Source organism: Alcanivorax sp. (assembly GCF_002726155.1).
Classification (GTDB): domain Bacteria; phylum Pseudomonadota; class Gammaproteobacteria; order Pseudomonadales; family Alcanivoracaceae; genus Alcanivorax.
On sequence record NZ_PBSH01000008.1, the window covers coordinates 99,329 to 112,987 of the forward strand.

The 13,659-nt window shown below is 55.9% G+C and carries 15 protein-coding genes; 6 read left to right on the top strand and 9 right to left on the bottom strand.

Annotated features, from left to right (window positions below):
* The first annotated feature begins 15 nt into the window (after nt 1-15).
* Entirely contained in the window at nt 16-1,569 is a 1,554-nt protein-coding gene (locus CL546_RS03015) for an SIR2 family protein (RefSeq protein WP_290492955.1), read from the top strand.
* 134 nt (nt 1,570-1,703) lie between these two features.
* On the opposite strand, the gene CL546_RS03020 is transcribed toward CL546_RS03015, so the two are convergent.
* Nucleotides 1,704-2,690, bottom strand: coding sequence for a YheT family hydrolase (locus CL546_RS03020; protein ID WP_290492956.1), 987 nt, complete (start codon nt 2,688-2,690; stop codon nt 1,704-1,706).
* A 105-nt stretch (nt 2,691-2,795) separates the two neighbouring features.
* Between CL546_RS03020 and CL546_RS03025 the strand changes: the two genes are divergently transcribed.
* From CL546_RS03025 to CL546_RS03045, 5 genes are all read left to right on the top strand, one after another.
* Nucleotides 2,796-3,515, top strand: coding sequence for a 16S rRNA (uracil(1498)-N(3))-methyltransferase (locus CL546_RS03025; protein WP_290492957.1), 720 nt, complete (start codon nt 2,796-2,798; stop codon nt 3,513-3,515).
* A complete protein-coding gene (locus CL546_RS03030; RefSeq protein ID WP_290492958.1) occupies nt 3,515-4,171 on the top strand; it encodes a cold shock and DUF1294 domain-containing protein in 657 nt (218 codons plus the stop codon). Before CL546_RS03025 ends, CL546_RS03030 begins: the two co-directional genes overlap by 1 nt.
* Nucleotides 4,172-4,326: 155 nt before the next feature.
* Nucleotides 4,327-5,178: a DMT family transporter gene (locus CL546_RS03035; protein ID WP_290492959.1), complete on the top strand. Its 852-nt coding sequence runs from the start codon at nt 4,327-4,329 to the stop codon at nt 5,176-5,178.
* A gap of 22 nt (nt 5,179-5,200) precedes the next feature.
* On the top strand, nt 5,201-5,536 hold the full coding sequence (locus CL546_RS03040; protein ID WP_290492960.1) for a TfoX/Sxy family protein: 336 nt from the start codon (nt 5,201-5,203) through the stop codon (nt 5,534-5,536).
* 15 nt (nt 5,537-5,551) lie between these two features.
* Complete coding sequence (locus CL546_RS03045; RefSeq protein ID WP_366603455.1) at nt 5,552-6,142, top strand: DJ-1/PfpI family protein; 591 nt, start codon at nt 5,552-5,554, stop codon at nt 6,140-6,142.
* A gap of 61 nt (nt 6,143-6,203) precedes the next feature.
* Here CL546_RS03045 and CL546_RS03050 read toward each other — a convergent pair whose 3' ends face one another.
* The 8 genes from CL546_RS03050 to CL546_RS03085 all read right to left on the bottom strand — a co-directional run.
* On the bottom strand, nt 6,204-6,626 hold the full coding sequence (locus tag CL546_RS03050; RefSeq protein ID WP_290492961.1) for a helix-turn-helix domain-containing protein: 423 nt from the start codon (nt 6,624-6,626) through the stop codon (nt 6,204-6,206).
* Between the two features lie 114 nt (nt 6,627-6,740).
* Nucleotides 6,741-7,283: a lactoylglutathione lyase gene (gene gloA / locus CL546_RS03055; RefSeq protein ID WP_290492962.1), complete on the bottom strand. Its 543-nt coding sequence runs from the start codon at nt 7,281-7,283 to the stop codon at nt 6,741-6,743.
* Between the two features lie 298 nt (nt 7,284-7,581).
* Entirely contained in the window at nt 7,582-8,541 is a 960-nt protein-coding gene (locus CL546_RS03060) for an SPFH domain-containing protein (RefSeq protein ID WP_290492963.1), read from the bottom strand.
* A gap of 66 nt (nt 8,542-8,607) precedes the next feature.
* The gene (locus CL546_RS03065; protein ID WP_290492964.1) at nt 8,608-9,081 is read right to left on the bottom strand and encodes an NfeD family protein; all 474 of its coding nucleotides are present in this window, start codon (nt 9,079-9,081) and stop codon (nt 8,608-8,610) included.
* Nucleotides 9,082-9,418: 337 nt separating this feature from the next.
* Nucleotides 9,419-9,907: an FKBP-type peptidyl-prolyl cis-trans isomerase gene (locus CL546_RS03070; protein WP_290492965.1), complete on the bottom strand. Its 489-nt coding sequence runs from the start codon at nt 9,905-9,907 to the stop codon at nt 9,419-9,421.
* Nucleotides 9,908-9,994: 87 nt separating this feature from the next.
* Complete coding sequence (locus tag CL546_RS03075) at nt 9,995-11,515, bottom strand: BCCT family transporter (protein WP_290492966.1); 1,521 nt, start codon at nt 11,513-11,515, stop codon at nt 9,995-9,997.
* 179 nt (nt 11,516-11,694) lie between these two features.
* Nucleotides 11,695-12,687: a lysophospholipid acyltransferase family protein gene (locus tag CL546_RS03080; RefSeq protein WP_290492967.1), complete on the bottom strand. Its 993-nt coding sequence runs from the start codon at nt 12,685-12,687 to the stop codon at nt 11,695-11,697.
* On the bottom strand, nt 12,680-13,659 hold a 980-nt coding region (locus CL546_RS03085), incomplete at its 5' end, for an MBL fold metallo-hydrolase (RefSeq protein ID WP_290492968.1). The genes CL546_RS03085 and CL546_RS03080, both read right to left, overlap by 8 nt.

The window sequence follows — 13,659 nt, forward strand, 5'->3', positions numbered from 1 at the left end:
TGAACGAGAACAAATATGGATATAGAAAATAATTTAGTTGAAATATTTCGAAGCCGATCAGCAGGGCCTTTTCTTTTTTTAGGGTCTGGATTTTCTAGGAGATATTTGAGGCTGGAGGACTGGAAGGGGCTGCTTAGCAAGTTTTGCGTGACAGGGAAGCCATTCGAATATTATCTGTCCTCCGCGAATGGGAATTATCCAAAAGTAGCCGCTCTATTAGCAAAAGACTTCAATGAACATTGGTGGGCTGCGCCAGAATATGAGAAAAGTGTGGAGCGCTTTAAATCAAAAATTAAAGATGAGACATCTGCGCTTCGCATAGAGATTTGTAACTACTTGGCTACTCTAGATCAGTCTAAAGCAAAAGAGTCTGATTATTCTGAAGAGGTTAAATTGCTAGCCAACTTGAATGTCGATGGCGTTATTACAACCAATTGGGATATGTTTATTGAGCAACTTTTCCCGGAGTATAAAACGTATATCGGACAAGAAGAATTATTGTTTTCAAATCCTCAGGAAATAGGTGAGATATACAAGATTCACGGGTGTTCAACTAACTCAGATTCATTGGTTCTTACTGATTCTGATTATAATTCTTTTGACCAAAAGAACACCTACTTGGCAGCAAAATTAATAACTTTGTTTGTTGAGCATCCCGTTGTATTTATTGGGTATTCAATCTCGGATGAAAATATTAGCAGTTTGTTAAAGGCAATATCTGGCTGCATTGGGAAAGATAATATTGAGCAGCTGAGAAAAAACCTGATTTTCGTCCAGCGGTTGTCCGCAGGAGAAGAGCCAAACATATCGGACACTTATTTAACTATTGATGGAATACAGATACCATTAGTGTTAGTTAAAACTAACGACTTCCTTCCAGTTTATAAAGCAATTCATTCCACCAAAAGGAAAATTCCTGCCAGAGTGTTGCGTTATTGCAAAGAGCAGCTATACGAACTGGTGCAATCTTCAGAACCAGAGAAGAAAATTTGCGTTGTTGACATAGATGAAATTGAAACAAAAGATGATGTAGAGTTTTTAGTCGGTGTTGGGGTTGCTCAACAAGATTTTGTAGGGCCGTCACCAATCGGCTATGCGAGCGTTAGTAAAAATGAATTGTTTGAAGATTTGCTGCATGAAAATAAAGGCTACGATTGTGAGCAAATTTTAAAGCATGTTGCTCCCAAAGCATGTAAGTCAACACCTAATATTCCGGTGTTTATGTACCTAAATAAGTTGGGTATTGCTAGTGAGGAAGCGTATAGGGAAAGCGGTTATCAGATAGATAAGGTTGTATTTCGCGATGTCAAAAAGTTGAGGATGGATACATACAAAAAACCTTATTTTAGAAACTATCGCCACATGAATATGGATCAAATTATTGAAGCTTGCACTCCCGAAAATGCCGCTGCTTACATTCCATTTCTAAGCGCAGAAAAAATTGATACTGAAACCCTTCGTCAGTTTTTAATTGATAACGAAGAAAAGTTTGATTATGGAGTATCAAACTATGCAAGTAGTTTTAGAAAGCTTGCTGCACTTTATGATAGATTGAAGTGGGGATGGTGACGCTTAACAAGTCAAGGAGCAGGGCACGGGGTCAGGCCTCACATTTCACTGACCTCCATGGCATTCTGGCATGATCCCATGTTGTTATTGGCCTCAGCGCCTCCCTGCCCCCTCTCTGCCGAGAACGATCCCTGTCAGCGAAACCCGAACCCCTGCACAAACGCCAGTAGTCGTTGTTCCAGCCAATAGCGCTGGCTTTTGTCTCCCACAAAGCCCACATGGCCACCGTAATCACTCACTTCCAGCGTGACGGCAGGCCCCAGTTCTTCCTGGCGCGGCAGGGTTGCCGGTGTCATGAAAGGATCGTCGCGGTTCTGCAACATCAGGGTCGGAGTGCGGATCTGTAGCAGCTTGGGGCCGGCGGAGCATTGTGCGTAATAGTGGTAGGCGCTACGGAAACCGTACAGCGGCGCGATGATCTGGTCATCGTAACGCCAGAATGAGCGGATGCCGCTCATGTTCAGGCGATGCAGGCGTTTGGCTTCCGGGGGGTTCACCTTGTCCAGGTGGGTTTTCTGAACGGCGAAATTGGCCAGCAAATTTTTCAGCAGGTGCTGGCGGTACAGTTTCGACAGCCCCTGATCCAGCCGGTTGGCGCAGATATCCAGCCGCAAGGGGGAGCAGACCGTGGCCACAGCACTCAGGTCGCCATTGTCCCGGTGGGCGAGCCAGTTCAGCAGGCGGCTGCCGCCGAGTGAAACGCCAATGGCGATACGATGGCCGGTGGGGTTTTCATGGAAGACATGTTTGATCACCGCATCCACATCGTCCACTTCCCCGGCGTGGTAGCACAGGGCGGTGTCGTTGGGTTTTTTGGCGCCGCGACTGTTGATCGCCACGGAACGAATGCCCGCCTCGGCCAGCACCTTCTGCATGCCGCGCATGTAATGGGAATCGCTGCAGCCGGACAGCCCATGCAGTAACAGCACGGTGAGTTGCCCCGGGCGACTTTCCGGCCCGGCCCAGTCCAGCAGCAAATAGTCACCGTCTTTCAGGTTCAGCCGCTCGCTGCGCCGTGTCACCTCCGGCAAGCTGCGGCCCATGGGCCCCCACAGGGTTTGCAGGTGCGGGTTGCGTAACCATAGTGGTGGTCGAAATGCCGACCGTACGATCTCGCCCATAGGCAGGGTCTCATCCAGTGGGAAGGAAAAATCACGCCTGACGCGTGGCGCACGTATGGTAGCCTTTTGTTTTTCTCGCTGGCAGCTATTCATGACGGAGATTCCATGCCGCGCCGTTTTTTTGATGATCAGGATTTTCTTTCCGGGCAAGCCGTAGAGCTGGGTGCCAGCGCCAGCCACCATATTGGCAAGGTGTTGCGCATGGCGGTGGGCGATAAGTTGGTAGTGTTCAACGGTCGTGGCGGTGAATGGTTGGCGAGTATCTCTGCCATCAGCAAGAAAGCCGTCACCATCGAACCGCAGGCGTTTACTGATGAAGACCGCGCTGCCCCGCTGGCGGTAACCGTGGCGCTGCCGATGATCAAGGGCGAGCGCATGGATTATGCGATCCAGAAAGCCACCGAGCTGGGTGCCGGTGAGTTGGTCATTCTGGATACCGAACGCTGCGAAGTGCGCCTCAAAGGTGAGCGCCAGGACAAGAAGCTGGCCCATTGGCAGCAGGTGGCGATCAGTGCGTGTGAGCAGTGCGGGATGAACCGGGTGCCTGCCGTGCGTGGCGTGTTGAGTCTGCGTGACTGGCTGGCGTCGGACCTTCCCGCCCTGAAGTTGATTGCCCACCCAGGTGAAAAGCCCTTCTCTCCGGCTGCCTTGCAGACGCAATCCGAACTGGCATTGCTGACGGGTCCGGAAGGCGGGTTTTCCGATGACGAGTTGCAGCGCGCGGCGGAGGCCGGCTTTACCCCTTTCGCCCTGGGCAACCGGGTATTACGGGCGGAAACCGCGCCGGTGGCGCTACTGGCGGCGCTGTGGGCGTGGTGGGGATAATGACATTGCAGCAAGGAAAACTGATTCAGTGGGATGATGCCAAGGGTTATGGTTTTATTGCCCCTTGTGATGGTGGTGACAGGGTATTTGTTCATATCAGCGCTTTTGTAGCTAGGCGAGCCAGGCCCTCAATAGGGGACAAGGTCCGATACCGCACCAGGAGAGACAGAAATAAGGGGCTACGAGCTGAAGAAGTGCTTGGTCCTCGGCAATGCCAAGACAGAATCCCGGTAGGGGTGTTGGTTGCAATGGTTGCGGCGGCTGTGTTCTTGGGCGGGGTTCTATGGTTGAGTCGGGATTATGTGTTTTCGCCTTTTTTGGTAGCGGCATTGGTGGCGCTCAGTATTATCACGCTGTTGTTCTATGGCTGGGATAAACGGGCAGCAGTAAAATCGAAACCGCGGACGCGGGAGGACACCCTTCATCTACTGGCGCTGGCGGGAGGTTGGCCGGGGGCGTTGATCGCCCGACCATTGTTTCGCCACAAGACGCGAAAACAGCCGTTCACGGGCATATTTTGGGCCACAGTTATTTGCAATGCCGCAGCGGTATTGTTTTTCTTGATGGGGGAGCAAGCCGCTCCGTTTCGTGAATGGCTGGATATTGAAGCCATGCAGTGGCGGATTCTTATGCAGCCATTTATCCCTCTTCGTTGATGCCGTTTATGGCCATCGGTATTAGTGACAGTGGAAGACTTGTTTTTGCCTATTGTTAGTGCAGCAGACGTAGCAGGAAGAGCGCCAATGCCGTTAGCCAGTCCGATTGTTGCCCCGCTGGTCCTTACCTTTAATACGTTCTCTGTGGAATGTTAATGATTGTGACTCGTAACCTGTGGTTAACAGCATTGGCCATGGTGGCCTTTGCGGCCAATTCGGTGCTGTGCCGTCTTGCCTTGCGCGAAGGTGCAATAGATGCCGCCAGCTTTACGGCGGTGCGGCTGGTGTCCGGCGCAGTGGCACTGGGATTGATCCTGTTGCTGCGCGATCGCAGTGTGAAAGCCATGGCTACGCAGGGAAATCAGGGGTCGGCGTTGGCGTTGTTTGTCTACGCTGCCGGGTTCTCGCTGGCCTACGTTGAGCTTGCCACGGGTACCGGCGCCTTGCTGCTGTTTGGCGCAGTGCAGGCCACCATGATTGGTATCGGTTTGTATCGTGGCGAGCGGTTGGCGCCGCTGCAGTGGTTGGGGCTGACGTTGGCGTTGACGGGTCTGGTCGCGCTGATGTTGCCCGGGGCCACGGCACCGCCGCTGGCAGCCGCCGCCTTGATGTTGGTGGCAGGGGCTGCCTGGGGAGTGTATTCCCTGCGCGGCAAGGGCGCGGCTGATGCCACGGCGGTAACGGCCGGAAATTTCTTGCGGGCGTTGATCTGGCTACTGCCACTGGGGCTATTTGCGTGGCCGGCACAATGGCCTCAGGGGAGCGGGCTGGTTTATGCGGTATTGTCCGGTGCTCTGGCGTCGGGCGCCGGTTATGCCATCTGGTACCTGGCGCTGCGCGGGCTGGCCAGTTCCACGGCGGCCACGGTGCAGTTGAGTGTGCCGGTGCTGGCGGCCCTGGCCGGGGTAGTATGGCTGGACGAGGCCTTCACCCTGCGTTTGCTTCTGGCATCGGCGGCGATTCTGGGCGGCATTGCGTTAGTGATTCGGCGCGGCGTGTCCCGCTGAGCGGCATGGTCGAGAGGGATTGATGGCATTCGATGGTGAGCTGGCCCAGCGCGTACGGGAACAATGGCTGCAGGTGGCCGGCACGTTGCCAGATGAGAAACGCATGTTCGGCGGCTTGTGCTTCATGCTCGCCGGAAACATGTGTTGCGGCATTCTTGGCGAGCGGTTGTTGGTCCGGGTTGGGCCTCAGGCCTATGGTGCTTTGTTGATGGAGCCGGGGGCCAGCGAAATGGATTTCACCGGTCGGCCCATGAAGGGCATGATCATGGTGGATGATGCCGTGCTGTCGGACGATGAGGTGCTGCAACGCTGGCTTTGCGCGTGCTTTGAATTCGTGCGTCTTCTTCCCGCCAAATAGTGGACAGGTACCGTCATGCTGCAAATCGGAATTGTAATCTACGATGAGGCCGAGGTGCTGGACTTTGCTGGTCCCTATGAGGTGTTTGCCACCGCAGCCCGGTTGTGTGACGCCCCACCCTGGCGTGTCTCGTTAATCAGCGAGAAAACGCCGGTGATGGCTCGGGGTGGTTTCCCTGTGCAAAGTCACTTCACCCTGCAGGACCACCCGTCCCTGGATGTGCTGTTGGTCAGCGGTGGGGTACATAGCGAAGCCATGAACAGTGCTGCCCTGCTCGGCGCTATTCGTCGGGCGGGGGAACAGGCTCGCTGGGTGACGTCGGTCTGTACGGGCGCATTTCTGCTGGCCAAAGCCGGGCTGCTGACCGATGAAAAAGTGACAACCCATTGGGAAGATATTGCTGAACTGCGCGCGTGTTTTCCTGATTTGGACGTTCAGAGCGAAGTGCGCTGGATTGAAGATGGCAACCGACTAACTTCCGCTGGTATTTCTGCGGGTATCGATATGAGCCTGCATTTGGTGGAACGGTTGCACAGCCGCGAACTGGCCGAGCGCACCGCCCGGCAAATGGATTATGCCTGGCAGGTATCGCCCTCTGGCCACTGACATTCACTATATCACCGACGTGAAATAAGCAGGGTTTCTTGCAAGAAAAATTAATTCTGTATTACTTTTTCTTCTTTTTTTTGTCTTTTTTCGATTTGGATTTTTTGACTTTCTTGCTGTCTTTTTTCTTTCCTTTCATTTCCGTTTTTTTGTTCTTTTTCTTTTCTGTATTCTTGCTTCCCTTGTCCGATTTTTCTTTTTTGCCGGATTTTTTCTTGGGCTCTTTTTCTTTGGTTTTTTGGGTGCTGGTTGCGCTGTTTTTTGTCGTTGTCAGTGTTGTGAAAACATCCAGGCCTACCAGCCGGAAGCGACGCAGGCAGTAACGTACCTGGCCAATGCTGAGGCCGGAATCGGCAGCGGCTTGCTGCTGTGTTGCCCCGCTGTTGATAGCCAGCAGCGCTTTGGCGCGCGGGCCGTTGGGGGCGGGGTTGTGCTCGTGAGATTGACAGGCTTTTTTCTGTGTCGCGGTAAGCAAGGTGGTCATCAAGTCATCCCCGTATGGTGAGTTCGGCGTTATGCCAAACCCAAACCATAAGGGAGAGTCGGGAGGGAATGCAAAAAGGAATTTTTTCTGTCAAAAAAGTGAAATAAAAAACAATCAGGACTGCTGCTTTTCCATCATGTCGGCTTGCAGAATTTCGATCCAGTAACCATCCGGGTCCTTGATAAAGGCGAGGCCTTTCATTTTTCCGTCATCAGGGCGTTTGATGAAGTCCACGCCGAGTTTTTCGAAGCGCTCCGCCGCTGCGTAAACGTCGGGAACGGTAATGCCGATATGACCAAAGCCCTGGGGCTCGGCATTGCCATCGTGGTAGGAAAAGTCTGCGTCATCTTCAGTGCCCCAGTTGTGGGTCAGCTCAAGCATGGCTTCGCGGCCAAAGGTGTAAGTCAGCCGCTTGGCGGCATCTGCAGGCACATCGCCGGCGTCTTCTTCACTCAGGTAGCCAAGGAAGTAGAGACTGAATTGCATCTCCGGAAAGTCCAGCTTGCGAACCAACCGCATGCCGAGCACGCGAGTATAAAAGTCCAGGCTGGATTTTGGGTCTTTGATGCGCAGCATGGTCTGGTTGAACAGGTATTCGTGGGTAACTTCATCGGGGTGTTCGAACAGGCCTTCGGCTTTTTCAAAGTGGCGAGACATGGGGGCTCCTAATCAGTGTGGCACAGGGATTTAAAGAATGTCGGGATGGTAGGGAGGGAATGCAAGCCTTGACGGAAAGAAGATATCTACAAAGCCGCTGTAGGAGCATCGCTTGAGGTGCGAACCGCGTGCCAACGCGGAATCGACGAAAGGCGATCAGGCGCTTCAGCGCTCGACAGATATAGAAATTTTCGGTGGGCTTTCTGCCTTTGTCGCCTCGCTGTGATCGGTTCGCACCTCAAGCGGTGCTCCTACAGAGAGGGCGGAGCTTGCCTGGGCAAGCTCCTTAAGGTGGGGATCAGGCCGGGGTTTTTTCCACGGTCTTGAGGACTTTTTGCAGGCTGGCGACGGTGCCACCGATATCGCTGAGGCCTTGGGGCAGCAGCATGGTGGTGGATTCCTTGGCCACTTTTTCGAAGGCGGTAACGTATTGCTCTGCGATGCGCAGGCTGACCGCTTCCTGGCCGCCGTCCTCTTTCACGGCTGCAGCAACCTGGCGCAGACCTTCGCCGGTGGCGGTGGCGATCAGCTCGATTTGCTGCGCGCGCCCTTCCGCTTCGTTGATCTGCTTCATTTTTTCACCTTCAGAGATGTTGATCATCTCCTGCTTTTCACCTTCGGAGCGGTTGATCGCCGCCTGGCGGTCACCCTCGGAACGGTTAATGGCGGCCTGGCGCTCACCTTCGGATTCGGCCACAACCGCGCGACGTTCCCGCTCGGCGCGGACCTGTTTCTCCATGGCGTCCTTGATGGACACGGGCAGATTGATGTCGGCCACTTCGTAACGCAGGACCTTCACGCCCCAGGGCTGGGCCGCTTCGTCTACGGCACGAACCACTTCCATATTGATTTCGCCACGCTCTTCGAAGGTTTTGTCCAGATCGATTTTACCGATCACCGAACGCAGTGTGGTCTGGGCCAGTTGCTGGGCGGCCATGACATAGTCATCCACGCCGTAACTGGCCGCTTTGGGATCGACCACTTGCAGGTACATGACGCCATCGATGGAGACTTCGATATTGTCCTTGGTGATACAGCTTTGGCGCGGTACGTCGCGAACAATTTCTTTCTGGGAGTGTTTGTAGGCGACACGGTCGATAAAGGGCATCAAAAAATGCAGGCCTGCGTCCAAAGACGTCTGGTATTTGCCCAACCGTTCAACCACATACACCTGCCGCTGGGGCACGATGCGAATCACCATAAAGAGAAGAACGACAACGCCGAGGGCGAGAAGTCCGGAAATAATCAAACCAGCCATGGATACAGTTCCTTGTTGTTACGTGAGAAAAATGTGCGAGAAGGTGCTTTATGAACGACGGATGATTCAGTCGTTTGATGCGTTTTGCGCTGATGACGGCGTCCAGGGTTCCACGGTGAGCCAGAGCCCTTCGTGTTGGGTAATGCGCACCATATCTCCTGGATTCAGGGGTTGGCTGCACTGGGCCTGCCAGCGGGCGCCGCGGTAGCTGACGGTGCCGGTGCCTTTGGCGAAGGCTTCAGCCACGGTGGCGCGGTGGCCGATCAAGCCGGCGCTGTCTTCCTCGCCCTGGCGTTGCCGCTCGCGCCCCATCAGCTTGTCATTGAGAACCCGGCGAACAAACACCAGCAGCAACACACTGGTAACCGCGAAAATAGTGAGTTCCCAGGTGGTGTCGTCGAGCAGGCCGAGAAATTTCAGGCTGCCCACCAGCAGTGCGGCGATACCGAAAAAGATCACCACCAGGCCAGAGACGGCAAATTCGGCGATCATCAGAGCGAGCCCGGCGATAATCCAGTAACTGTATTCCGGCATATCCATACCTGTGTTCCTGTGCATTATTCTGATGCACAAAGATAGCACGTTGGTGACAGGTCCGTCGGTAGGAAATGGCTGAAAATGCGCAGTTGCAAGCTTCAAGCTGCAACGCGGGGAGGGGTATTGGGTTGGGCGATAAGGTGGGCCGCGCTTCGGGGAACTGTGACGAGTCACGAGTAACGAGTTTCGAAAGGCAAAACCGGGCCCACTGTTTTCGCTTTTCGAAACTCGTTACTCGAACCAAGGGTTCAAGCACCTGCGGTGAGGTCGCGGAGAAGGCCTGTGAGTTTATCCGGCCTTTCCCCGCGTTGGTGCGTGCCGCGCGATGCATGAAGCGGAGTTAGTGCTGATGCCCGCCGACGCCATGGGCGTGTTTGTGGGCTTTCTCGTCTTCGGTTGCGTCACGAATATCAGTGATTTCCACCACGAAGCGCAGGGACTTGCCGGCCAGTGGATGGTTGGCGTCCACGTCCACGGTTTTCAGGCCCACTTTCAACACGGTGAGCATGCGCGGGCCTTCATCGGTGGAAACGGTGACCACTTTGCCCGGTTCCAGTTTGCCTGCGTGCTTCAGGTATTTGCGTGAAATACGCTGGAACAGCTCGTTGTTGTATTCACCGTAGGCGTCTTCCGGGCTGATGGTGACATCCACTTCATCGCCAGTGTTCTTGCCTTCGAGCGCCACTTCCAGGCCCTTGATGATGTTGTTGTAGCCGTGCAGGTAGGCCATGGGCTCGCCGGTTTCCCGGGAGCTTTCAATTTCACTGCCGTCATCGGCGTTGAACAGACTGTATTGCAAGGTGACCACCTTGCCGTTTTCGATAGTCATGCGAGCCACTCCAGGGGCTGAAAATAGGGGGAGCCGGATGCGAGCCCGGGGTGGCAGCATTGTGCCGCCGCCCTGGGCTGCAGGCAATTAGGCTTGTTGCTTGCGCAACAGTTCGCCGGCCAGTGCGGGGCCAGTCCACAGGCTGGGCAGCAGAACCAGTGAGACCGGTACCGCCGTGACCACAATGAATTTCTGCAAGGCGTCAATGCCGCCATCACCGATGCTGATCAGAATGGCGGCGCTGGCGCCCATCATGATGCCCCAGAATACCCGTATGGCCGAGGGCGGCTCTTCTGTGCCGGTCATCACCACGGATACGCTATAGGTCATGGAGTCGCCGGTGGTGGCCACGAAGATGGTGGTCAGTACCAGAAACAGGCCGGACAGCAAGGTGCCCCAGGGCAGGGCCTGGGTGGTGGCCAGCAAGGCGGCGGGCAGATTAAAGCCTTCGAACGGTTTGGAAATAATGCCCGGCTGGGCAATTTCCAGGGAGATGCCGGTGCCGCCGACAATAGTGAACCAGAAGCAGGTGACGAGAGGGGCCACCAGCGCCACCACGCCGACCAGCTGTCGCAGGGTGCGGCCGCGGGAAATGCGTGCCACAAACAGTGCCATTAAGGGGCCATAGCCGATAAACCAGCCCCAGAAGAACACCGTCCACCAGTCCAGCCAGCCAGGGTCACCGCGGAAGGTAGCCATAGGGAAAAACTCGCCCAGGTAAGTGCCAAGGCCCTGCACGAAACCGTCGATAATGAATGCGGTCGGGCCGGCGATCAGGATAAAGACCATTAGCACGATGGCGAGGATCACATTAAAGCGGCTGAGGATCTGGATGCCCCGGTTTACGCCGGTAATGGCGCTGATGGTGTAGATCAAAACCAGGCCGAGGATAACGGCGAGTTGAGTGCTGAAGTTATCGGCGATACCAAATAAATCATTCAGACCGAAGCTGACTTGCAGGCCAAGAAAGCCGATGGGGCCAACCGTGCCGGCGACCACCGCCAGCACACAGCAGGCATCGACGATTGCCCCGCCGGGGCCGTGGATGATGCGGTTACCGAATACCGGATACAGCAGTGTCCGGGGTTTCAACGGCAAGCCTTTTTCGTAGTGCAACACCATCAGGGTGACGCTGGTCAGGCAACCGAGAATGGCCCAGGCCAGAAAGCCCCAGTGCATGAAGCTCTGCGCCAGAGCATTTGTGCCCTGCTCCATGGGCGTGCTGCCTTCCCCAAACAACGGCGGTGCCGAGATGAAATGGGCAATGGGTTCCGCTGCCGCCCAGAACACGCCACCGCCGGCGAGCAGGGTACACATGATGATTGACACCCACTTGAAGGTGGATAGCTCCGGTTTATCCATCCCCCCCAGGCGAACGTTGCCAGTGCGGCTGATGGCCAGATACAGGGAAACGAAAAAGGTGGCCAGCATCAGCAGCTGCCAATAGGCGCCAAACAACTTGGTGGACCAGGCAAAGCTGGTTTGTACCCAGGCGGCGGTTTGCTCAAGATCCCAGAGGGACAGGCCCACAAACAGCAGGATCAGGCCGCCACTGAGAATAAAGACCGGCACATCCACGGCCTGAAAGGTACGAGACAAGAAAGACATTGCGGTCTCCTGTGAGACGCGACCGGGGCGCAGGCAGTGCTGCGGCGAACAAGGAGACCAGAACGGAAAACCCGGTAACTGCGGCCAGGACCTTGGGTCACAGGTGAATGAGTGCGTTGCGTAAACGCATGAAACAATGGCGTTATTCTACACGACCCGAGCGCTGGCCGGCAGCGGGTTCACTGCTTTGCGTCGGGATGCAGGCCCAGCGCCTTGCGATCTGTGCCCTTGCGAATCTCACTCAGCAGGCGGCTGGATTGCCGGTACCAGTTACGGCGGCCGCGGGGGCTCCATTTGAAACGTTTGTAGGTCCACTGGTACTGGCTCAGGTTACGGTCGATACAGCGCTGCAGGCCGCTGTTCATGGCGGTAAGAATATCGGTGGTGTTGTTGGCCTGCTCGATGGCCGGGGCCTCTTCGAAGTGCAGGTGGATATCTTTGACGCCGCCTTCGCCGCGAATGCAGGAGACGATAAACACATGGGGGCGGTAACGCTGGACCAGTTTGTCGATCAGCGCCGGGGTGGGTACGTCATAGCCAAAGAACGGCACAGAGGGGTTACTGCGGTTGCCCGGATTATGGTCGGAAAGAATGCCCAGGGTGCCGCCGGCTTTCATGGCCGCCAGTGCCTGCTTGACGCCCTGGCTGTTGGTCGGGATAAGCACGGAGCCGGTGCGTTCGCGGGCCGCCTTGACCATGGCATCCATCAGCGTGGCCGGGTGGGGCTGGTACATGATCAGGGTTTTGTCCCGGCTACCCTTGTCGCCCACATACAGGTTGCTGATTTCCCAGCTGCCCTGGTGCAGTGACAGCATCAATACTGGCCGTTCGCTGGCGCAGGCATCGAGAAAGGCCTGTTCGCCATGGATATGGGTCACCCGTGACAGGGTTTCCTCCACGGGCCGGTGCCAGACGTGGCTGAATTCGGTGAGCGTGCGGCCCAGCTCGCGCAGGCTCTGGCGGCCGATTTTTTTGGCTTGTGCATAGGACATCTGCGGGTGAGTGGCCAGCAGGTTGATCAGCACCACCCGGTAGGCGCTGGCGTAGCGCAGCGGCACCAGGGTCACGAGGGTAGCAACGGCGGCACCGAACCCGGTGACCAGCGGCAAGGGAAGCCAGGCAAGCAGGCGAACCACCATCCACAGACGGCGGCCGGGGTATTGTTTATTCATGTGTCAGTTCAATGGTCAGGGTTTCGCCATGCTGCGGAACCCGAAAATGTGCGTGTTCAATGTGTTGTTCTGTCAGGGCCTGGGCCAGCGCCTTGGGCGGCGCATCCATGGGTTCGTCTGTGAGCACGAAAGTGCCCCAGTGCATGGCCAGGGACTGGCGCGCCTGAATATCCTGGTGGATTTTAACCGCTTCTGCCGGGTTGATGTGCACCGGTGACATGAACCAGCGCGGCTCGTAGGCCCCAATGGGCAATAATGCCAGATCTACCGGTCCGAATACTTGTCCAATTTCGTTAAACAGCGGTGCATACCCGGTATCGCCGGCAAAATAGAGGCTGAAATCCGGGAAATTAAGGCGCCAGCTGCACCACAGGGTCTGGTTGTGATCGTTAGGACCCCGTCCGCTGAAATGCTGGGCGGGCAGGCAGAAAGCCTCCACCTGGCCATGGTAGTCGCTCTGCCACCAGCCCAGCTCGATGATCCGTTCTACCCCCAACTTGCGCAGCCAGGCGGCAATACCCTGGGGAACGAACCAGAGAATGTCGCGCCCGAAGCGGGCCTGTAATTGCTTTACCGAGGCCTTGTCCAGGTGGTCGTAGTGGTTATGGGATATCAGCACCGCATTGATGTCGGGCAGTTGCTCGATGGTGAGTGCTGGCGGCACCGCCCGCTTCGGGCCGGCGAAGGTGAACGGGGAGCAACGATCGGAAAACACCGGATCGGTGAGCAGGTTCCAGCCCCGGTGCTGGAACAGATAGGTGGCGTGGCCGATCCAGGTGATTTGCGGGCGGTTGCCGGGGTGGCGCAGTTGCTCCGGATCCGGGGTGTGTAACGGAAAGGACTGGTGGTCGGGGAAGCGTCCGCGTGATTCCCACTGCCAGCGCAGGAAGGCGCCGAGCCCGTGGTGTGGGGTGGCAAACCGGTTGCGAAAAACCTGCCCGCGGCGCTGGCTGGCGGGTTCTTCGGCAGCCA